Origin of the sequence: Blattabacterium sp. (Cryptocercus punctulatus) str. Cpu, from assembly GCF_000236405.1 — a bacterium.
Classification (GTDB): Bacteria; Bacteroidota; Bacteroidia; order Flavobacteriales; family Blattabacteriaceae; genus Blattabacterium; species Blattabacterium punctulatus.
Genome location: NC_016621.1, coordinates 401,568 through 421,872, shown reverse-complemented (window position 1 = coordinate 421,872; position 20,305 = coordinate 401,568). Strand labels below are relative to the sequence as shown.

20 protein-coding genes and 1 tRNA gene are annotated in these 20,305 nt (G+C 22.7%); 10 read left to right on the top strand and 11 right to left on the bottom strand.

What is annotated here, in order from left to right; translation table 11 throughout:
- Position 1 precedes the first annotated feature (1 nt).
- Complete coding sequence (locus tag BLBCPU_RS02070; RefSeq protein WP_014246345.1) at positions 2 to 622, bottom strand: bifunctional nuclease family protein; 621 nt, start codon at positions 620 to 622, stop codon at positions 2 to 4.
- A gap of 170 nt (positions 623 to 792) precedes the next feature.
- On the opposite strand from BLBCPU_RS02070, the gene BLBCPU_RS02065 reads away from it, so the two are divergent.
- A complete protein-coding gene (locus BLBCPU_RS02065) occupies positions 793 to 1,419 on the top strand; it encodes a hypothetical protein (RefSeq protein WP_014246344.1) in 627 nt (208 codons plus the stop codon).
- Positions 1,420 to 1,528: 109 nt separating this feature from the next.
- Positions 1,529 to 2,509 carry a pyruvate dehydrogenase complex E1 component subunit beta gene (locus tag BLBCPU_RS02060; RefSeq protein ID WP_014246343.1) on the top strand — a complete coding sequence of 327 codons (981 nt, stop codon included), beginning with the start codon at positions 1,529 to 1,531 and terminating at the stop codon, positions 2,507 to 2,509.
- 245 nt (positions 2,510 to 2,754) lie between these two features.
- On the opposite strand, the gene serS is transcribed toward BLBCPU_RS02060, so the two are convergent.
- On the bottom strand, positions 2,755 to 4,020 hold the full coding sequence (gene serS, locus BLBCPU_RS02055) for a serine--tRNA ligase (RefSeq protein ID WP_014246342.1): 1,266 nt from the start codon (positions 4,018 to 4,020) through the stop codon (positions 2,755 to 2,757).
- A 107-nt stretch (positions 4,021 to 4,127) separates the two neighbouring features.
- Here serS and rsmA point away from each other — a divergent pair, with 107 nt between their 5' ends.
- Both rsmA and BLBCPU_RS02045 read left to right on the top strand, forming a co-directional pair.
- Complete coding sequence (gene rsmA, locus BLBCPU_RS02050) at positions 4,128 to 4,898, top strand: 16S rRNA (adenine(1518)-N(6)/adenine(1519)-N(6))-dimethyltransferase RsmA (RefSeq protein ID WP_014246341.1); 771 nt, start codon at positions 4,128 to 4,130, stop codon at positions 4,896 to 4,898.
- A complete protein-coding gene (locus BLBCPU_RS02045) occupies positions 4,895 to 5,776 on the top strand; it encodes a bifunctional 5,10-methylenetetrahydrofolate dehydrogenase/5,10-methenyltetrahydrofolate cyclohydrolase (protein WP_014246340.1) in 882 nt (293 codons plus the stop codon). Before rsmA ends, BLBCPU_RS02045 begins: the two co-directional genes overlap by 4 nt.
- Positions 5,777 to 5,971: 195 nt before the next feature.
- Here BLBCPU_RS02045 and hisIE read toward each other — a convergent pair whose 3' ends face one another.
- From hisIE to hisG, 8 genes are read right to left on the bottom strand one after another with little or no spacing between them, the layout of a single operon-like run.
- Positions 5,972 to 6,598, bottom strand: a complete 627-nt coding sequence (gene hisIE / locus BLBCPU_RS02040) for a bifunctional phosphoribosyl-AMP cyclohydrolase/phosphoribosyl-ATP diphosphatase HisIE (protein ID WP_014246339.1) — start codon at positions 6,596 to 6,598, stop codon at positions 5,972 to 5,974.
- Between the two features lie 11 nt (positions 6,599 to 6,609).
- Positions 6,610 to 7,371, bottom strand: coding sequence for an imidazole glycerol phosphate synthase subunit HisF (hisF, locus tag BLBCPU_RS02035; RefSeq protein WP_014246338.1), 762 nt, complete (start codon positions 7,369 to 7,371; stop codon positions 6,610 to 6,612).
- A 3-nt stretch (positions 7,372 to 7,374) separates the two neighbouring features.
- The gene (gene hisA, locus BLBCPU_RS02030) at positions 7,375 to 8,112 is read right to left on the bottom strand and encodes a 1-(5-phosphoribosyl)-5-[(5-phosphoribosylamino)methylideneamino]imidazole-4-carboxamide isomerase (RefSeq protein ID WP_014246337.1); all 738 of its coding nucleotides are present in this window, start codon (positions 8,110 to 8,112) and stop codon (positions 7,375 to 7,377) included.
- Between the two features lie 19 nt (positions 8,113 to 8,131).
- Positions 8,132 to 8,722 (bottom strand): imidazole glycerol phosphate synthase subunit HisH, encoded by a 591-nt coding sequence (hisH, locus tag BLBCPU_RS02025; RefSeq protein WP_014246336.1) that lies wholly within the window; start codon positions 8,720 to 8,722, stop codon positions 8,132 to 8,134.
- 21 nt (positions 8,723 to 8,743) lie between these two features.
- Positions 8,744 to 9,889, bottom strand: coding sequence for a bifunctional histidinol-phosphatase/imidazoleglycerol-phosphate dehydratase HisB (hisB, locus tag BLBCPU_RS02020; RefSeq protein WP_014246335.1), 1,146 nt, complete (start codon positions 9,887 to 9,889; stop codon positions 8,744 to 8,746).
- A 29-nt stretch (positions 9,890 to 9,918) separates the two neighbouring features.
- Positions 9,919 to 11,043, bottom strand: a complete 1,125-nt coding sequence (gene hisC, locus BLBCPU_RS02015) for a histidinol-phosphate transaminase (RefSeq protein WP_254044395.1) — start codon at positions 11,041 to 11,043, stop codon at positions 9,919 to 9,921.
- Positions 11,040 to 12,332, bottom strand: coding sequence for a histidinol dehydrogenase (gene hisD, locus BLBCPU_RS02010; RefSeq protein WP_014246333.1), 1,293 nt, complete (start codon positions 12,330 to 12,332; stop codon positions 11,040 to 11,042). Before hisD ends, hisC begins: the two co-directional genes overlap by 4 nt.
- 19 nt (positions 12,333 to 12,351) lie before the next feature.
- The gene (gene hisG / locus BLBCPU_RS02005; protein ID WP_014246332.1) at positions 12,352 to 13,209 is read right to left on the bottom strand and encodes an ATP phosphoribosyltransferase; all 858 of its coding nucleotides are present in this window, start codon (positions 13,207 to 13,209) and stop codon (positions 12,352 to 12,354) included.
- A gap of 125 nt (positions 13,210 to 13,334) precedes the next feature.
- Here hisG and BLBCPU_RS02000 point away from each other — a divergent pair, with 125 nt between their 5' ends.
- Positions 13,335 to 14,108 (top strand): exodeoxyribonuclease III, encoded by a 774-nt coding sequence (locus BLBCPU_RS02000; protein WP_014246331.1) that lies wholly within the window; start codon positions 13,335 to 13,337, stop codon positions 14,106 to 14,108.
- 17 nt (positions 14,109 to 14,125) lie between these two features.
- Here BLBCPU_RS02000 and BLBCPU_RS01995 read toward each other — a convergent pair.
- Positions 14,126 to 14,198: transfer RNA gene (locus tag BLBCPU_RS01995), tRNA-Lys, on the bottom strand.
- Between the two features lie 75 nt (positions 14,199 to 14,273).
- Here BLBCPU_RS01995 and BLBCPU_RS01990 point away from each other — a divergent pair.
- From BLBCPU_RS01990 to BLBCPU_RS01970, 5 genes are all read left to right on the top strand, one after another.
- Positions 14,274 to 14,786 (top strand): shikimate kinase, encoded by a 513-nt coding sequence (locus BLBCPU_RS01990; protein WP_014246330.1) that lies wholly within the window; start codon positions 14,274 to 14,276, stop codon positions 14,784 to 14,786.
- A gap of 6 nt (positions 14,787 to 14,792) precedes the next feature.
- Complete coding sequence (gene tilS, locus BLBCPU_RS01985) at positions 14,793 to 16,121, top strand: tRNA lysidine(34) synthetase TilS (protein ID WP_014246329.1); 1,329 nt, start codon at positions 14,793 to 14,795, stop codon at positions 16,119 to 16,121.
- A gap of 79 nt (positions 16,122 to 16,200) precedes the next feature.
- Entirely contained in the window at positions 16,201 to 17,265 is a 1,065-nt protein-coding gene (gene serC, locus BLBCPU_RS01980; protein WP_014246328.1) for a 3-phosphoserine/phosphohydroxythreonine transaminase, read from the top strand.
- Between the two features lie 2 nt (positions 17,266 to 17,267).
- Positions 17,268 to 17,927, top strand: a complete 660-nt coding sequence (locus BLBCPU_RS01975) for a YggS family pyridoxal phosphate-dependent enzyme (protein ID WP_014246327.1) — start codon at positions 17,268 to 17,270, stop codon at positions 17,925 to 17,927.
- Positions 17,928 to 18,199: 272 nt separating this feature from the next.
- Positions 18,200 to 20,065: a putative porin gene (locus tag BLBCPU_RS01970; protein WP_014246326.1), complete on the top strand. Its 1,866-nt coding sequence runs from the start codon at positions 18,200 to 18,202 to the stop codon at positions 20,063 to 20,065.
- Positions 20,066 to 20,305: the final 240 nt, after the last annotated feature.

The following is a 20,305-nucleotide window of genomic DNA, read 5'->3' as shown; positions in this document are numbered from 1 at the left end:
ATTATTCTCTTCTATGATCTAATTCTTTCTTGATTTTTGCCGCAAGTTCATAACATTCATTTACTACTGCATTATTCAATAAAGCATTAAGATCTCTTTCGGTCATTTTTTCTAATTCTTTTTTACTTTTATTTTCTTTATCAAAATAAAAAGAGGAAGTATTTTTATTTTCTAATTCACCTTCAAAATTATCATTTTCAGGAAATCCATTTTCAAAATAAATTCCAGCTTTATCAAAAATTTCTTTTGTAGTATAAATAGGAGATTGAAATCTTACTGCTAAAGCAACTGCATCCGATGTTTTTGAATCTATTTTATGTTCTTTATTTTCTTTTTCAAATAGAATATAAGAAAAAAATATTCCATTTACTAATTTATATATCACAATAGATTTTAATCTAATATGAAATACTTTTGCAAAAGTTAAAAATAAATCATGTGTAAATAATTTAGATATATCTCTTTTACCTATAGCAGAAGCGATAGATTGAGCTTGTAAACTTTCTATAATAATAGGAAGTTTTATTTTTCCAGATTCTTCTTCCAGTAATAAAACATATATTCCAGATTGTATTTGACTTAAGGATATTCCACGTATAGCTAATCTTATTAGTTGTTCCATAGGAAAAAATATATATAAATAAATCTTACTATTCTCATCAAATATACTAAATTTTATGTCTTTTTATATATATAAGGATAAAACATCATATAATTTTAAAAAAAAAGAATAGTATTCATCTGTAATATTTTTTTTATATATTTAAAAATTATAAACTAAAAATTTTTATTATGAATACTTCTATGAAATTTTTAATTCCAACAATTTTTTTATCGTTAGGAGTTTTTATTGTATCCTGTAATGATGATGAAATAACTTATTCTAATGATCCTGTAAATAATACAAAACCTCAAGAATCCAACAATAATATACCACCCCCACAACAAAATCCAACTCTTGTAAATTCTAATCCTGAAGAAAATATTATTCCTCAGAATTATCCTTTTTTTATGGAGGAAATCCCTAATTTTAAAATACCTGCTGATATAAAACCTGAAGAATTATCTAAAAGAATAAAAGATCTAGAAGTAAAAATTAAAGAATTAGAAAAAAAAAATAATTTTCATCAAAATCAATATTATGATATGATAAATAATCAGAAACAAATTTTAAATGAAACAAAGAGAAGAAGAGCGGTAATGAGATCTAAACCTTACGGTTCAGAAGAGCAATTACAAGCTAAAAAAGATTTTGAAGAATATAAAGAATATGAAAAAGTAAAATTAAAAATTCTTAAAGATAAAAGTTTATTTTTGAATGAAATAAATAAAAATCTAACAGATTCTAAAAATGAACAACTCGCTCTTCATAAAATGCAGGAAAATTTACAAAAGAAAAATAAACCAGCTAATCATTAATTAATTATTCAAAACGGAAAAGGAATAAATTTTATCCCTTTTCCGTTATTCTTTTTTATATGGAATTTTTACTTTTTACTAAATTTTGAATCCATTAATAAAAAATATTATGAAAAAAATTACTTTTCGTGAAGTCATAGCGGAAGCTATGAGTGAAGAAATGAGAAGAGATAACTCCGTATATCTAATGGGTGAAGAAGTTGCTAAATATAATGGAGCTTACAAAGCTTCTAAAGGTATGTTAGAAGAATTTGGGCCAAAACGAGTCATTGATACTCCAATATCCGAATTAGGATTTTCTGGTATAGGAGTAGGATCAGCAATGAATGGTTGTCGCCCAATTATTGAATTTATGACATTTAATTTTTCTTTGGTAGCAATGGATCAAATTATTAATAATGCTGCAAAAATACGTTATATGAGTGGTGGACAATGGAATATTCCTATTGTTTTTAGGGGACCTACTGGATCTGCTGGACAATTAGGAGCTACCCATTCTCAATCTTTTGAAAGTTGGTATGCAAGTTGTCCGGGTTTAAAAGTAGTAATTCCATGTAATCCATATGATGCTAAAGGACTTTTAAAATCTTCTATTAGAGATAATAACCCCGTAATTTTTATGGAATCTGAACAAATGTATGGTGATACTATGATTATTCCAGAAGAAGAATACCTACTACCTATTGGAAAGGCAGATATAAAAAAAGTAGGAACTGATATAAGTTTAGTTTCTTTTGGAAAAATTATGAAATTGGCTTTAAATATAGCAGAAAAATTAGAAAAAGAAAATATTAGTGTAGAAGTAATAGATATTCGAAGTATTCGTCCATTAGATTATGAATCTATACTTTTTTCTGTAAAAAAAACCAATCGTTTAGTTATTTTAGAGGAATCATGGCCTTTTGCTTCAATAGCTTCTGAAGTTTCATATATTATACAAAAATATGGATTTGATTACCTTGATGCTCCTATTAATAGAATAACTTTACTAGATACACCAGCACCTTATTCTTCCCATTTGATAAAGAATTGGTTTCCAAATGAAGAAAAAGTAATTAACTCCATAAAAGAGACACTGTATCTTGTTTAATTTTTTTAATAAATAGCTTGAACTATCTTAATAAATATTTTCGGGTTTATCCATAGTATAATAATGAATGAATTTTACTCAATAATTTTTTAACTCTTTATATTGTTTTATATATCATTCAATTCCAATATTAAAAATCAATTTTTTATCTTTTGATTTTTCAATTTATTTTACTAATTCATTAGGAATATTTAAATGAAAACGAGAAGGAAGACAATTTAATTAAATTTTAGAAAAAATATTTTTTATTTAATATTATCAAATCCTGTATAAGGAATTAAAACTTTAGGAATATTAATTTGATTTACAGTTTGATTATTTTCTAATAAAGCGGCAATAATTCGTGGTAAAGCTAATGAGCTTCCATTAAGTGTATGACAAAACTCCATTTTTCCTGTAATAGTTTTATATCGAAGATTTAATCTATTAGATTGAAAATTAGTGCAATTTGAAATTGAACTTACTTCTAACCATTTTTTTTGTGCCATAGAATATACTTCAAAATCATAAGTTATAGAAGATGAATAACCGAGATCTTTACCAATTAAACGAAGTATTCGAAACGGTAATTCTAAAGATTTTAGAATGTTTCTAACATGTAAAATCATTTCCTCTAAATAATAATAGGAAGTTTCATGAGAAGTAATTTGAATAATTTCCACTTTTTCAAATTGATGTAATCTATTTAATCCTCTAACTTTAGAACCATAAGATCCCGCTTCCCTTCTAAAGCAAGAAGTATAAGTAGTAGCTTTTATTGGTAAGTCTTTATATGTAAGTATATTATCTCTATAACAATTCATAAGAGGAATTTCGCCAGTTGGGATAAGATAAAAATTATCTTTTTCTATTAAATACATTTGACCTTCTTTATCCGGAATTTGTCCTGTTGAATATCCTGACTTTTCATTTATAAGATATGGAAAACTGTATTCTGTATATGAAGCACGGATATTCTGATCTAAAAAATATTGAATCAAACTTCTTTGTAATTTAGCCCCCTTTCCAATATAAACTGAAAAACCAGATCCACATATTTTCGTACCTAATAATAAGTCGAATAAATGAAATTTTTTAGATAATTCCCAATGAGTAAGGGCTCCTTCCATTATTGTTGAATAAATAGGACCTTCTTGAAAAAGAATATCATCTTTATCGGCATTTTTTTTTACTTTTTCATTGGGTATATTAGGTATTTGATTTAGTTTTTCTTCTAAACATTGAATAATATTTTTTAATTGAATATTAAAATCTTTTTTTTTTTTTAAAAAAAGGGATTTTTCTTTTAAAGAATTTATTTTTATACCTTTATCCATATTCAGAATAAGATGACTTATATTTTTGGATATTATATTTTCTTCTTTTGAAATTTTGTTCAGAACAGTTTTTAATTCTTTTTTTTTATCTAAAGTTAATATTTCATCTATCAAATAAACTTTCTGAAAGTTTCTTTTTTTTAATCCTAATAAAACTTTTTTCCTATTATTACGTATAAAAGTTGGTTGAAGCATATAAAAATTAAAAAAATTGTATTTACAATTTTAATTATATAAAATATATATTATTATTAAATATACAAAAATAATATTATTATATTTCTTTTTTATATTTTTGCATAATGAAAGAATCTTTTTTTGAAAAAAAATTCGATCAATATTTTTTAAAAGATAAAAATATAGCTAAGAAAATTGTAAAAAATCTATCTTTTCAAGATTATAATACAGTAGTAGAAATAGGGCCAGGGTTAGGAATATTAACCCATTATTTATTATTATTATGTAAAAAAGTATTTTTAATAGAAATTGATGAAAATCTCATCTTTTTTTTAAAAAAAAAATTTTCTATTTCTAAAAATAAAATTATACATCAAGATTTTTTAAAATGGAATCCAGAAGAAATTAACCTTAATAATTTTGCATTAATTGGAAATTTTCCTTATGGAATTTCTTCTAAAATATTATTTCATATATTAAAATATAATCAATATATACCAGAATGTATTGGAATGTTTCAAAAAGAATTTGTAGAACGTATCCTTTCTCATAAAGGAATGGTTAAATATGGAATTTTATCTGTTTTAGTACAATCATTTTATGATGTAGAATATCTTTTTTCGGTAAAAAAACATGTATTTTATCCTATTCCAAATGTAAAATCGGCCGTAATATCTTTAAAAAGAAAAAAATCAAAAATCCTTTTTAATAAGGATATTTTATTTTTATGCGTAAAAATGGCTTTTAATCAAAGAAGAAAAATATTGAAAAATGCACTCCAATATTTTAAAAAAATTCCAAATTTTTATGATATTCCATTTTTGAATAAAAGAGCTGAACAATTATCTATAAAAGAATTCCTTCAATTAACAAAAGAAATAGAAATTCGAAAATGACCCAATTATTAAATGGAAATCGTTTAGCAATTGAAATAAGAAAAGAAATTTCTAAGGAAATAGATAAAAATATACGAAATAAAAAAAAACGAATTCCTCATCTTGGAATTATTTTATTAGGAAATAATAGTTCCAGTCTAATATATGTCAATAGTAAAATAAAAGAATGCAAAAATCTTGGAATACAATCAACTTTAGTACATCTAACTGTAGAAATTTCCGAATTGGAATTATTAAAAGAAATTCAAAAAATGAATGAAAATTCTTTAATAGATGGTTTTATTATACAATTACCTATTCCAAAACATATCAATACGGATAATATCATTTTAGCAATTAATCCAAAAAAAGATGTAGATGGATTTCACCCCGAAAATTTTGGAAAAATGGCTTTGAATATGAATACTTTTTTACCCGCTACTGCATTAGGAATATTAGTTCTTTTAGAAAGATATAAAATAAAAATTTCTGGTAAAAATACTGTAGTAATTGGAAGAAGTCGTATTGTAGGAAGACCTATTAGTATCTTGATGAGTAGAAAAAATTATCTTGGAAATAGCACTGTAACACTGACACATAGTTATACTAAAAATATTGAAAACTATACGAAAAATGCAGATATAATTATAATTTCTGTTGGAATTCCCGGTTATTTAACAGGAAAAATGATTAAAAAAGGAGCTATCATTATAGATGTTGGCATTAATAAAGTAAAAAATAAAAAAAAATTTATTTTAAAAGGAGACGTTGATTTTAATAGCGTTTATGGAAAAGCTTCTTATCTTACACCTGTCCCAGGTGGAGTTGGTCCTATGACCCGAATTATGCTTATAAAAAATATTTTAATAGCTGCCGCATTAAATAACAAAAAAAAATAATATATTCTATCCTATAGACTCATTTATAATTGGTATTTTAAAAAGATTTGGAAAATAAAAAAAATTATTTTAAATAGTTTATCAAATCATCAATAAAATTACAATAAAAAAATGATCATTATTTACAGTACAGGGGATTCCTTATGATGTTGCATTTATCTATTTTTTTTAATAAATTTAAGTAAATAAAAAATTTTAAATATTTATTAATTCTTTTTTTTCATTTTTTAAATGTCTTTCTTCTAAAATATTTATAATTTCTTGTATGGAAATTCCTTTTTTATGTAAAAGAATAAGATAATGAAATAATAAATCTGCAGATTCATTTAAAAAAAAATGTTTATCATTATCTTTAGATTCAATAATCATTTCTATGGCTTCTTCCCCTAATTTTTGAGATATTTTATTAATTCCTTTTTGAAATAGTTGAAAAATATAAGAATTTTTATATTTTTTATTTATTCTATTAGAGATTATATTTTCTAAATGAAATAAAAAATTCATTTTATTTATTTCTTTCCAACAAGTATCCGATCCATTATGGCAAATGGGACCTGTAGGATTTGCTTTAATCAATAAAGTATCTTTATCACAATCAATTAATATATCTTTAATTAAAAGATAATTATGACTAATTTCTCCTTTTTTCCACAATCTTTTTTTAGATCTACTATAAAAAATAACTTTTTTTTCTTCAATACTTTTTTTATAGGATTCTTGATTCATATAACCAAGCATTAAAACTTTACTAGTTTTTGAATCTTGAACAATAACGGGAATTAATCCTTTTTTAAAATTTATTTTTTTTTTAATGTACTTCATTTTGTTGAAATTTATTTATTAGTTCTCACAGGTATATTATGATAATTTAAATAATATTTTAAATTAGGAATTTCGATTTCTCTATAATGAAAAATACTAGCAGCTAATGCTGCATCTGCATTCCCATTTTTAAAAACTTGATAAAAATCTTCTAATTTACCAGCTCCACCTGAAGCAATAATAGGTATAGAAAGTAGATCTGAAATTTTTTTAGTTATATCTAAAGCAAATCCATTTTTCATCCCATCATGATTTATTGAAGTTAATAATATTTCTCCTGCCCCTCTATTTACTCCTTCTTTAGCCCAATCTAAAGTTTTTTTTCTAGTTGAAATTCTGCCTCCATTTAAATATACCCACCATTCATTTTTATCGTATTTTGTATCAATAGCTAAAACAATAGATTGACTACCAAATCTTCTAGAAAGAACTTCTAAAATTTTTGGACTTTTAAAAGCAGCTGTATTAATAGATATTTTATCTGCTCCTGCATTTAATAATAATTCTACGTCTTTTTCTTCCATAATACCTCCTCCAACAGTAAAAGGAATATTAATATAACGAGAAATTTCTTTCACTAAAGAAAATAATGTTTTTCTTTTTTCATTTGTAGCTGTGATATCTAAAAATATTAATTCATCTGCACCTTGTTTTGTATACCAATGACTCATTATTATTGGATCTCCAGCATCTTTTAAATTATTAAAATTAACTCCTTTGACAATCCTTCCATTTTTAATATCTAAACATGGGATAATACGTTTAACTAACATAGTTTATTTTAATTTTTTATCACCATCTTCCCAATTTCTAAGTTCCGATAACGATATTTTATTTTCATATATAGCTTTTCCAATAATTACTCCATGACAACCTAAATCATACAATATTTTGATATCGGACATATTTCTTATTCCTCCACTTGCAATAAGTTCAATATTTGGAAACCTATGAATGATATTCTTATATAAGGATAAAGATGGTCCAGAAAGACCTCCATCTTTAGATATATCCGTACAAAAAAATTTTTTTATTCCATGAAAATTTTTTTCTTCTAAAAAATCCCAAAAAGGAATTTTATGAAATTTTGTCCATCCATTAGTAGCAATTTTATAATCCTTAACATCCACTCCAAGAAGTATTTTATCTTTTCCATAAATTTGAATCCATTTTTTGAGAAGAAATGGATTTTTTACAGCTATACTTCCAATAGTAACCATATTCCCTCCATTCTCAAATACAATACGTACATCTTCTTCGGAATGAATTCCACCTCCAAAATCAATGATTAGATGTGTATATTTTGCAATTTTTTCCAAAATATTCCAATGAATGACTTTCCCTTTTTTTGCTCCATCTAAATCTACTAAGTGTAATCTAGATATTCCATGATCTTCTAATAAATAGGCCATATCTAATGGATCTTTATTATAAATTTTTTTTCTTTTATAGTCTCCTTGTGTTAAACGAACACATTTTCCATCAATAAGATCTATAGCTGCAATAATATTCATTATAAAAATTTATTTTTTTTTATAATCTTATAAAGTTTTCTAATATTTTATGTCCCACATAAGAAGATTTTTCTGGATGAAATTGTACAGCATAAAAATTTTTTTTTTGTAGTGCTGAACTATAAGAAACTATATAATCTGTTTTAGCTATAGTATATTTTCCTAAAGGAGCATAATAACTATGTACAAAATATTGATAACTTCCATCTGGAATATTTTCAAATAATGGGCCTTTTAGTGTATCAATAGTATTCCAACCAATTTGAGGAATTTTATGATTTTTATTTTCTGATTGAAATTTTTTTATTAATAAATCAAAAATTCCTATACAATTAGTACTACTTTCTTCTGAATATTTACATAATAATTGCATTCCTAAACATATTCCTAATACTGGTTGTTCCAATTTAGATAAAATAATATCCAATTTCTTTTCTTTCAAATATTTCATAGCAAAATTAGCTTCTCCTACACCAGGTAAAATTACTTTTTCTGCATTTTTAATAGACTCTATAGAGTCCGTTACGAAAGCATCTACTCCTATTCTTTCTAAAGAAAAAAGTACAGATTGTACATTTCCAGCAGGATATTTTATAATAATTATTTTCATAATTTTTTTATTGAAAAATTTTTATAATAGGCCTTTAGAACTAGGCAATTTTTTAATATTGTTTTTTTTTATAGCCATTTTAATAGCTCTAGCGAAAGCTTTAAAAATAGATTCTATCTTATGATGATCATTTTTTCCTGTAGCATAAATATGAATATTACATTTTGCAGAAGAAGAAAAAGATTTAAAAAAATGGATAAACATTTCTGTAGGAACTTGACCAATCTTTTCACTTAAAAAATTGGTTTTCCAAGATAATTCACTTCTACCTCCAAGATCCAATATTACTGTAGCTAAAGAATCATCCATAGGAATAGAAAAAAAACCATAACGTTCTATTCCTCTTTTATCTATAATAGATTGATTAAAAACTTCTCCTAAAGCAATTGCAGTATCTTCTATAGTGTGATGTTCATCTATATTTAAGTCTCCGTTGGTGTGAATATTCATATCTATCATACTATGAAAAGAAATTTGTTCTAAAAGATGATCAAAAAAACCTAATCCTGTTTTTATATCTGATTTTCCTTCTCCATAAAGTTGAATAGTGATTTTTACATCTGTTTCTAATGTTTTTCTTCGATGTTTAATCAATTTTTTATTAGATACATATTTTAAATATTCGTAAACATTTTTCCAATTATCAGTTTTCAAAACTATTTTTTTTTTTAAAATTTTTTTTTCTATGGAAAATTCTTTTTCGGATACATAATGATTATTTTCATTGATCCATATGGACTTACATCCTAAATTATTTGCTAATAAAACATCCGTTATTCTATCTCCAATAACAAAAGAATTGGAAAGATCATAATCCGAATGAAAATAAGAAGTAAGCATTCCTATTCCTGGTTTTCTGGTAGAAGAATATTCTTCTGGAATAGTTCTATCTATATGAATAGAAAAAAAATGAATTCCTTCTGTTTTTAATATCTTTAATATATGATTATGGATAGGCCAAAAATTTTTTTCAGGAAATTTTTCAGTACCTAATCCATCTTGGTTAGTTACCATAACTAAATCATAATCCAATTCATTAACTATTTTAGTTAAAAAAAATATAACTCTTGGAAAAAAATTAACCTTTTCGATAGTATCAATTTGATAATTAGGAGGATTTTCTTGAATTATTGTTCCATCTCTATCAATAAACAATATTTTTTTCATGGTATTTTTTTATGTTATTCCTTATATACTTAGGAACATTTTTCGGAATATTTTTTCATTTGATCTATCAAATACTCATTTTCTTCATGAGTACCTACTGTTATTCTTAAACATTCATTACACAAAATAATTTTAGACTGGTCTCTAACAATAATGTTTTTATTAACTAAATGTTGATAAAGATTTTTTGATGAAAAGGAAATTTTAACTAGTATAAAGTTTGAAGAACTAGGATATACTTTATCTATAATAGGAATTTTTGTTAAAGAGTCTTCCATATATTTTCTTTCTGAAAGAATATTTTTTAAATGATAAAAAAATAAATCCTTATTATTAAGAGCTTGAATAGCTATTTTTTGAGAAATTTGACTTACGTTATAGGGAAATTTCACTTTATTCATCCATTGAATAATTTCTTCAGAAGAAATAGCAATTCCTATTCTTAATCCGGCTAGCCCCCAAGATTTAGAAAGTGTTTGTAAAATAATTAAATTAGGATATTTATCTATTTCTAGAGAAAAAGATTCTTTTTTTGAAAAATCAATATAGGCTTCATCTAAAACAACAATACCGGGAAATTTTTTTATGATATTTTCAATATCTTCTTTTTTTATATCATTTCCAGTAGGATTATTTGGAGAACAAATAAAAATGATCCGACTGTATGGATTAACTGAATTTTTTATTTTTTTCAAATTTAATTGATATTCTTCTTCCGTTAAAAAAATTTTTACAATATCTACTCCATGAATTTTTCCACTAACTTCATACATCCCATATGTAGGAGGAAAAATAATTACATTATCTGTATTGGGACGAGAAAAAATACGATAAATTAAATCAATAATTTCATCACTTCCATTTCCTAAAAAAATTTTAGATGAAGAAATTTTTTTTATTTCTGATATTTTTCTTTTTAATTCTTTTTGCAATGGATCCGGATATCTATTATAGGAATTAGAAAAAGATAAAGGAGCCCCGAAAGAATTTTCATTGGCATCTAGAAATATAGAATTTTTTTTTCCTTGATAAGAATATTCTTCTCTAGCAGATAAATAAGGATCTATTTTTAAAATATTATCTCTGATTAAAGAATTCAAATTAAAATTTGAAAAATCATTTTTATTCATCATGTATTCACATTCAATATTCATTTTTTTAATCTAATATTAATGGATTTTTTATGTGCTATTAATCCTTCTTCAGAAGACAATACATCAACACATTTTGATAAATTTCGTAATCCTTTTTTGGAAATTTTTTGAAAAGTTATTTTTTTAATAAAACTATCTACAGATACTCCACTATAAGATTTAGCATAACCATATGTAGGAAGTACATGATTAGGACCAGTAGCATAATCCCCAATACTAATTGGAGAATAATTTCCTAAGAATATTGAACCAGCATTTTTTATTTTATTACTCCAATAAATAGCATTATTACAATTAATAATAAGATGTTCTGGAGCAATTTCATTAATCAAGTTGATCCCTTCTTCCAAAGAATCAAAAACAATGATTTTGCTTTTTTCAAAAGCCTTTTTCATAATATTTTTTCTATAGGATAGATTAATTAATTGTTTTTTTAATTCACTTTTTACTTTTTCTATCCACCAAGATTCATTTATAGTAACTAAAATAATATAACTTTCTATATCATGTTCTGATTGAGAAAGTAAATCGGAAGCTACATATTCTGGATTAGCTGTATTATCGGCTAATATAACAATTTCTGAAGGACCTGCAGGTATATCAATAGAAACAATTCCGTTTTGAGATACAATTTGTTTAGCTATTGTTACATAAGAATTACCTGGTCCAAATATTTTATAAACTGATGGTATACTTTCTGTACCATATGCCATGGCAGCTATTGCTTGAGCTCCTCCTATTTTATATATTTGTTTAATACCTATATATTTAGCTGTGTATAAAATAGATGGATGGATTTCTCCATTTTTATTTGGAGGTGAACATAAAATGATATTTTCACATCCTGCTAACTTACCTGGAATTCCTAACATTAATACAGTAGATAATAAAGGAGCGGATCCTCCAGGTATATAAAAACCTACTTTTTCTATAGGAACTGATTTTCTCCAACAAATAATTCCTGGTAGTACCTCAATTTTAGATTCTTCATGTATTTGTTTTTGATGAAAAAATTTGATGTTTTTATATGCTATTTCAATAGATTTTTTTAAACAATTTGAAATTTTTATATTTGCTTTATTAATATCTTCTTCCGTTACTTGAATATATTTAAGATTAAAATTATCATATTTTTTTGTATAGGTTTTTAAAGCTAAATCTCCATATTTTTTTACATTATTTATAATAGGAGTAACTGAATCAGTTAATATGGAAATATTTTTTATAGGTCTTTTTATAATATATTTCCACGTATTGAATGAAGGTTGCATATAAACTTGAATATTCATATTATTATATTTTAATATATTAAAGTATAATTTTTTCTATTGGAAGTACTAATATATCTTGTGCTCCAAGTGCTTTTAAATTTTCTATAATTCTCCAAAAATTATTTTCATTTACTACAAAATGTACAGAACTGCATTTTGAATTTTCTAATGGAAAAATAACTAGACTTTTAATTCCTGGAAGATGAGATATTATTTTTTCTAAATGTTCATTAGAGACGTTTAAAAGAATATATTTATGATTTTTAGCTTTTTTTACAGATCGAATCCGAAATAATAATTTTTTCATTATGATATTTTGTGGTTCTCCTAAATGAAGATTAGATGCTAAAACAGCTTCAGATTGAAGAATTGTTTCTACTTCTTTTAATCCATTCATAAAAAGTGTAGATCCACTACTTACCAAATCACAAATACAATCGGCTAATCCTATTCCAGGGGCAATTTCTACAGCTCCAGAAATTTCGTGAATTTCTGCTTTTATATATTTCTTTTCGAAAAATTCTCTAACCAAAAATGGATAACTTGTAGCGATTATTTTTCCATTTAAATCATTTATTTCTTTATAAACTAAAGATTTAGGAATTGCAATAGCAAGACGACATTTTCCAAATCCTAAAGTTTCTTTGATTTTTATTTTTTTTCTTTTTTCCAAAAGAACATTTTTTCCAACAATTCCTATATCGGCTACTCCATCTTCTAAATATTGAGGAATATCATCATCACGTAAAAAAAGTATTTCTAGTGGAAAATTAAGAGCTGTTGTTTTTAATTTGTCTATTCCAATATTAACCTCTATACTACAATCTTTAAGTAATTTGATGGAGTCGTCATAAAGACGCCCTGATTTTTGAATAGCTATTTTAAGTTTATCCATTTTATATAGGAAGGAATAATATATTATAATAATAGTAAAAGCTTACTATTTTGTAAGCTTTTACAGTAATTTTTATCTTTATCTATAGATTTAATGAGCAAATATAAAAAATTTTTTTATGGAATATGAAAATTATTAGTTATAATATTAATGGAATTAGATCTGGAATAAATAAAGGTTTATCCAATTGGATTGAAATAAATCAACCAGATATTTTATGTTTTCAAGAAATAAAAGCTTTTCCGGAACAAATAGATACCAGTATATTTGATAATTTGGGTTATTATCATTATTGGTATCCTTCAACAAAAAAAAAAGGATATAGTGGAGTAGGTATTTTATGTAAAAAAAGACCAAATCATATAGAATATGGAATAGGAATTGATTCTATTGATCAAGAAGGAAGAATATTACGAATAGATTTAAAAAAAATATCCGTGATAAATATTTATATACCATCAGGAATAGATATGGAAAATAGATTAAATTTTAAATTTTATTTTATGGATAATTTCATTTTTTATATAGAAAAAATGAAAAAAAAATTAACAAATCTTATTATTTGTGGAGATTATAATATTTGTCATAAAAAAATAGATATTTATGATCCTATAAAAAATCATAAAAATTCTGGCTTTTTGCCAAAAGAAAGAAAATGGATGAGTGATTTTTTAAATTTAGGATTTATAGATAGTTTTAGAAACTATGTTAAAGAATCTAAACATTATAGTTGGTGGAGTTATCGTTATAATTCAAAAAAAAATAATAAAGGTTGGAGAATTGATTATATAATGGTTAGCAGTTTTTTAAAAAAAAAAATGATTAATGCATATTTATTACCTGAAATAAAATATTCGGATCATTGTCCAACTGTATTAGAAATAGAAATAAATAAATGATGTGATGAATGTAATAATGACCTGACTGGGATTCGAACCCAGGACCCTTACATTAAAAGTGTAATGCTCTACCAGCTGAGCTATCAGGTCTGAATTCTATATTTTTATTCTATCTATGTATTTTTTTTATATAAACAAATATACTATTATAAATTTTATATTTTCATGAAAGTAACTTTGATTGGATATATGGGTTGTGGGAAAACTTCTATAGGAAAAATTTTATCCGAAAAATTGAAATTTTTTTTTTATGATTTAGATTCTATGATAGTTCAAAAAAAAAAGGATTCTATTTATAATATTTTCAAAAAAAATGGAGAAATTTTTTTTAGAAAAATAGAACATTTAATGCTTAAAAAATTTTTAAAAAAACATAAACAATATATTTTATCTGTTGGTGGAGGGACACCTTGTTATTATAACAATATTTATTTATTAAATAAATATTCGAAAACATTTTATCTAAAAACCAATATTTATACATTATATAAAAGGCTATATATAGAGAAAAAAAATAGACCTATTATATCTCATTTATCTAAAAATGAATTATTTATATTTATTATGAAGCATTTTTCAAATAGAATTTTTTTTTATGAAAAATCTTCTAAAATAATTGACATTACTGGAAAATCCAAAAAAAAAATAATTAAGGAAATTATAAATAATATTGAATAGTTAGTTATGGAATATAAATTATATGATACTTTATTTTTAGAAAAATTAATAAAAGATTTTTCAATTGAAAATAAAAATGTTTGTGTTGCTGTAAGTGGAGGATTAGATAGTATGGTACTTCTAAATTTATTACTTCATATTTCTTGTAATCTTAAAAAAATAACATTAAGTGTAGCTCATTGTAATTTTTCCCTAAGAAATAAAGAATCTAATGAAGATGAATATTTTGTCAGGAATTTTTGTATAAAAAAAAATATTTCATATCATATTAAACGATTTAATACTTTGGATTTTTCTAAAAAAAAAAAAATATCCATACAAATGGCTGCTAGAAAACTTAGGTATGATTGGTTTGAAGAATTATTAGAAATAAATTCATATGAATATATAGCTTTAGGGCATCATTTTAACGATTCTATTGAAACCTTTTTTATTAATATGATGAGAGGAACAGGAATTAAAGGATTGTTAGGAATACCTATAAAAAACAAAAAATTTATTCGTCCTCTTTCTGATTTTACTAAAAAAGAAATTTTACATTATGCTAAAATAAAAAATATCAAATGGAGATTAGATAACAGTAATAAAGAATATAAATATTTAAGAAATAAAATTCGCTTAATAACATCTACTTTTTCTAATTCTTTTTATAAGGGGGTAAAAAAAAGTATGGAATATCTTTATCAGGAAAATTCTTTTATAGAGATAGAAATAAAAAAAATAAATAAAGATATTACAGTAGAAAAACAAAGTAATCCATTTTTATGGAAGATAGAATACAAAAAAATAAAAAATTTACAACCATTATCATTTTATTTATTTAAATTATTTTTTCCATATGGATTTTCTAATGTAGAAAATTTAAAACATCTTATTTATGCACAATCTGGAAAACAACTAATTTCAAAAAGATATCGTATTATTAAAAATAGGAATTATTGGATTTTAATAGAAAATCATTTTTTTGATAAAAAAGATAATGGTTACGTTATACAGGATATACAATTTGGAAATTTAAAATATTTACCTATTGATATACAATTTATTATAAATCCTTCACTAAAAAAAGAAAATACGAAAAATATGTCATTCATCGATTTTGATAAAATTAAATTTCCTTTAGAATTAAGAACATGGAAAAAAGGAGATTACTTTTTTCCTTTAAACATGAAAGGTAAAAAAAAATTAAGTAAATATTATAAAGAAAAAAAATTTTCTCTTTTGGAAAAAAAACAAATATGGTTATTGATTAATGGAAATGGAGATATTATTTTGGTTATAGGAAATCGATTAGATGATAGATTCAAAGTAACAAAAAAAACAAAAAAATATTAGGAATAAAGATATAATTTAGTTATTATATTAGTATTTTTTTTAATTTTAAAAAAAAAATTAGTTATTCTATTCATGATATATGAAAATACATAATTTTAATGCTGGTCCTTCTATTTTACCAAAACAAGTTATTAAAAAATCAGTTAAAGCTGTAATTAATTATAATCAATATGGATTATCTTTGCTTGAAATATCTCATAGGAGTAAAGATTTTGAAGAAATAATGGAAAAAACTACTAATTTGGTAAAAAATTTGATGAATTTAAATGAAGATTATTCTGTTTTATTTCTTCAAGGAGGTGCTACATTACAATTTACCATGGTCCCATATAATTTAATGCAAAAAGAAGCAGCTTATTTAGATACAGGAATATGGGCTAATATGGCTATTGAAGAAGCGAAAAAGATTGGAAAAGTAAAAATACTTTTTTCTGGAAGAGAAAAAAAATATGTTCATATATCTAAAAATTATAAAATTCCAGATGAAGTAGATTATTTTCATTGTACTTCAAATAATACTATTGTTGGAACACAAATGAAAATATTTCCTAATACTTCTGTACCAATAATTTGTGATATGTCTTCTGATATTTTTAGTAGAAAATTAAATTTTTGTAAATTTGGATTAATCTATGCTTCTGCACAAAAAAATGTAAGTTCGGCTGGAATGACTATTGTTATAGTAAAAAAAAATATTTTAATAAAAACTCAAAGAAATATACCTTCTTATCTAGACTATAAAATTCATATTAAAAATAAAAGTATTTTCAATACACCAAATATATTTTCTATTTATACTTCTATGTTAACTTTAGAATGGATAAAAAATAAAGGAGGAATTTCTATTCTAGAAAAAAAAAATAAAGAAAAATCTAAATTATTATATGATGAAATAGATAGAAATAATCTATTTGAAAATAAAATTTATAAGGAAGATCGTTCTAATATGAATGTTACCTTTTTTTTAAAAAAAAAAAATCTAAAAAAAAAATTTGATGATATGTGGAAAAAAGAAAATATTATTGGATTAGAAGGTCATAGAGTTTTAGGTGGATATCGTGCTAGTATATATAATGCGATACCATTAGAAAGTGTACAGGTTTTAATTGATGTAATGAAAGAATTTGAAAGAATATTTTCATAAAAATGAAAACAATCGAATATCGTATTTTTTCCATAAAAAAATCAATACCAAAAAATATAAAAATTTTAGTAGTATCTAAAAATCAAGATATTTCTTCTATAAAAAAAGTTTATCAAACAGGACATAGAGATTTTGGAGAAAATTATATTCAAGAAATGATCCTAAAATATAAAAAATTACCAAAGGATATTCGTTGGCATATGATTGGTAGAATTCAAAGTAATAAATTAAAATATATAGTTCCTTTTATTAATTTAATTCATAGTGTTCAAAGAATTGAACATCTTAAAATAATAAATAAAGAAGCACTAAAATATAATCGGATTATAAACTGTTTATTGCAAATAAAAATTTGCAATGAAAAAAATAAATCCGGAATTACTAATAAAGAAGTTCATGAAATTTTAGAAAATAATCATTATAAAAATATGAAAAATGTAAAAATTATTGGACTAATGGGAATGGCAACTTTTCATGGATCTATTCAAAAAATACGTCATGAATTTGATTATTTAAATAAAATATATAATGAATGTAAAAATAAATATAAATATTCTGTACTTTCCATGGGAATGAGTAGAGATTATCCTATAGCTATAGAATGTGGTAGTACACTTATTCGATTAGGAACATTTTTTTTTGGTAAAAAAAATATTCAATAATCAATAAAATATTGAATATTATCGTAATAGATAATATCTATAAAAAAAAGGTATAGTTCAATTATTAATTATCTAAAATTTTTTAGGAATCATTCTAAAAATAAATTAGAATATAATTTATGATATTTTTACTATATGATATTTACTACATAATAAACAAATTCTTCTTTTAAAAAATAATTTATAATATATAGAATAATTGTTGGAATAGAATAATTTTATTAAGAATCTTATACACTAATAAAATTAGTAACTATATAAATTTTATTATTATGAAAATATTTATCTTTCCTTTTTTATTTTTTATTATTTCTTTTTCTGTAAAATCTATGGAAAAAGAAAATATAATGCAAAAAAAATTTGGGGTATTTATTATCCTATTTCTAAAGATTATAAATATTGGACAGAAGATAATAAAAAAAAGAAATTTAGATACAAATTTATTTTCTATAGAAAAAGAATATTCTCATAATTTTTTTAGAAAGGATAATTTTGGTTTTTTTAAACTTAAAGAAAAAGATTTAATTATTCCTAATTCTGATACAGAAAAAAATTTTTTATCGTATTGTAATACAATATTTTTTAATAAAAATTATCTACCTAAAATGTATTTTTTAAATGATATTTTTTTTTCTCGTGAAAAGATTAGATATTTTGACGTAAAAACTCCAATATCAGAAATTTTTTATATAAAAAATTCTTTTCAAGAAAAAATACTAAGTGGTTTATTTAGTCAAAGTCCTAATCAAAAAATCAATTATTCTATAGAATATAAAAATATTTTTTTTGAAGAAGAATCAAATATAAATTTAAAAAAACATCATAATTTATTCTTAAGTACATTTAATTATAAATATTCTGATTTTTCTCATGATAAATTAATATGGGGACATTTTTTATATCAAAATTTTTATAATAAAAAAAAAGTAAAAATCCTTTTTGGAAAACAACGGATAATTCAAATTTTTTTTGATAAAAAAAATCTTTTTCATAAAAGATTATACATAAGTTTTTTTCAAAATATTTCCCCTTCATGGATTAAATCAAATCATAGAGAAAGGTCAATTTTTTTCATAGAAAAAATAGAATATTCCAAATATTTAAAATCTTTTTTTGATTCTAAAGAAAAATTTCAAAATAATAGGATCAATTTATCATATTTAAAAAATGAATCTTCTTTAATTTTTGAAATTAAAAAAAAATTAAATATAGAAATAGGTGCTATTCATGATCAAATACATTATCAATTATTTTCAAATTATTTATTTGATCCAGTTCATGAAAATGAAAAGAAAAATTTAAATTTCAATAAAATATATTTAGAAACAAAAATTAATTATTTCATTAATAATATATTTAAAATTAATTCCTATGCAAAATGGTTGATATCTAAAAATTATTTACAAATATCTACTCAATTGGATACCAATTTATGGTCAAAATTTCAGTTTTTAATCAAATTTAATATCAATAATAATATTTCTTCTGATTTTATCAATTTTTATATGTTTCAAAAAAATGGAAATTGTTACAATAATCAACAATACAATAATGAAATATTATATATAAAATCAATTAATTTTTCTATTTTTTCAAAAAAAAAGTTGAACGTTTTTTTTAATATATATGATATTAACCGTCCTAATCAAAATAATAATCCAAATCTATTATATTGGAAGTATATACGTACCTGTAATTTAAAAATTAAAATAATTCATGATATATGGAAATTTCATTTTAATAATCTGGTTTTATTCCAAAATCAAAAATCTGATCAATTAAATTTTTCCATTCCAAATTTTCTTTCAAAAAATACAATATCTTACGAAGATAGTTATTTTAATAAAGCATTATTAGTACAAACTGGATTTTCTATTCATTATTTTAATAAATATTTTCATCAATATTTTTCATATCCCTTTGATTTATTTTCTTTTTATTTAGAAAATGAATGTTTTCCTACAAAAATAGGAGGGGGGCCATTTATAGATTATTTTTTAAATTTTAAAATATTTAGAACTATTTTTTATAGTAGTATACAAAATATAGGATTTTCTTATAATAAAAAAAATATTTTTAATCATAAAAATAAAGATTACTTGTTTGAAATAGGAATATTATGGAACCTTTTCACTTAATTCGATTAATTAATTTTTATTTTTAAAATTTGTAATTTAAAAAAAATAAAAGATATCATTATACTACTAAAAAAAAATACGTTTGATTTTTTATTGAAAAATAATGAATAATTTTTTTTTCATTAACTATCTAGTATTAAATTAGGAAAATATCTTTTAGAATCATCTAAATAAATAATTTCTTATAAAGGAAAATAATTTTTATTGGTAATAAAATATGGGAAAAATTATAATTTTAGT

Bases quoted from the DNA above. Each gene is read 5' to 3' on its own strand.
- hisD (WP_014246333.1), bottom strand. From the start codon at position 12,332: ATGAATATTCAAGTTTATATGCAACCTTCATTCAATACGTGGAAATAT.
- hisB (WP_014246335.1), bottom strand. From the start codon at position 9,889: ATGAAAAAAATATTGTTTATTGATAGAGATGGAACAATAATTCAAGAA.
- BLBCPU_RS02065 (WP_014246344.1), top strand. From the start codon at position 793: ATGAATACTTCTATGAAATTTTTAATTCCAACAATTTTTTTATCGTTA.
- hisG (WP_014246332.1), bottom strand. From the start codon at position 13,209: ATGGATAAACTTAAAATAGCTATTCAAAAATCAGGGCGTCTTTATGAC.
- hisC (WP_254044395.1), bottom strand. From the start codon at position 11,043: ATGAATATTGAATGTGAATACATGATGAATAAAAATGATTTTTCAAAT.
- serS (WP_014246342.1), bottom strand. From the start codon at position 4,020: ATGCTTCAACCAACTTTTATACGTAATAATAGGAAAAAAGTTTTATTA.
- hisF (WP_014246338.1), bottom strand. From the start codon at position 7,371: ATGTTAGTTAAACGTATTATCCCATGTTTAGATATTAAAAATGGAAGG.
- BLBCPU_RS02000 (WP_014246331.1), top strand. From the start codon at position 13,335: ATGAAAATTATTAGTTATAATATTAATGGAATTAGATCTGGAATAAAT.
- tilS (WP_014246329.1), top strand. From the start codon at position 14,793: ATGGAATATAAATTATATGATACTTTATTTTTAGAAAAATTAATAAAA.
- BLBCPU_RS02060 (WP_014246343.1), top strand. From the start codon at position 1,529: ATGAAAAAAATTACTTTTCGTGAAGTCATAGCGGAAGCTATGAGTGAA.
- hisH (WP_014246336.1), bottom strand. From the start codon at position 8,722: ATGAAAATAATTATTATAAAATATCCTGCTGGAAATGTACAATCTGTA.
- serC (WP_014246328.1), top strand. From the start codon at position 16,201: ATGAAAATACATAATTTTAATGCTGGTCCTTCTATTTTACCAAAACAA.
- hisA (WP_014246337.1), bottom strand. From the start codon at position 8,112: ATGAATATTATTGCAGCTATAGATCTTATTGATGGAAAATGTGTTCGT.
- BLBCPU_RS02045 (WP_014246340.1), top strand. From the start codon at position 4,895: ATGACCCAATTATTAAATGGAAATCGTTTAGCAATTGAAATAAGAAAA.
- BLBCPU_RS02070 (WP_014246345.1), bottom strand. From the start codon at position 622: ATGGAACAACTAATAAGATTAGCTATACGTGGAATATCCTTAAGTCAA.
- BLBCPU_RS01975 (WP_014246327.1), top strand. From the start codon at position 17,268: ATGAAAACAATCGAATATCGTATTTTTTCCATAAAAAAATCAATACCA.
- hisIE (WP_014246339.1), bottom strand. From the start codon at position 6,598: ATGAAGTACATTAAAAAAAAAATAAATTTTAAAAAAGGATTAATTCCC.
- BLBCPU_RS01970 (WP_014246326.1), top strand. From the start codon at position 18,200: ATGAAAATATTTATCTTTCCTTTTTTATTTTTTATTATTTCTTTTTCT.
- rsmA (WP_014246341.1), top strand. From the start codon at position 4,128: ATGAAAGAATCTTTTTTTGAAAAAAAATTCGATCAATATTTTTTAAAA.
- BLBCPU_RS01990 (WP_014246330.1), top strand. From the start codon at position 14,274: ATGAAAGTAACTTTGATTGGATATATGGGTTGTGGGAAAACTTCTATA.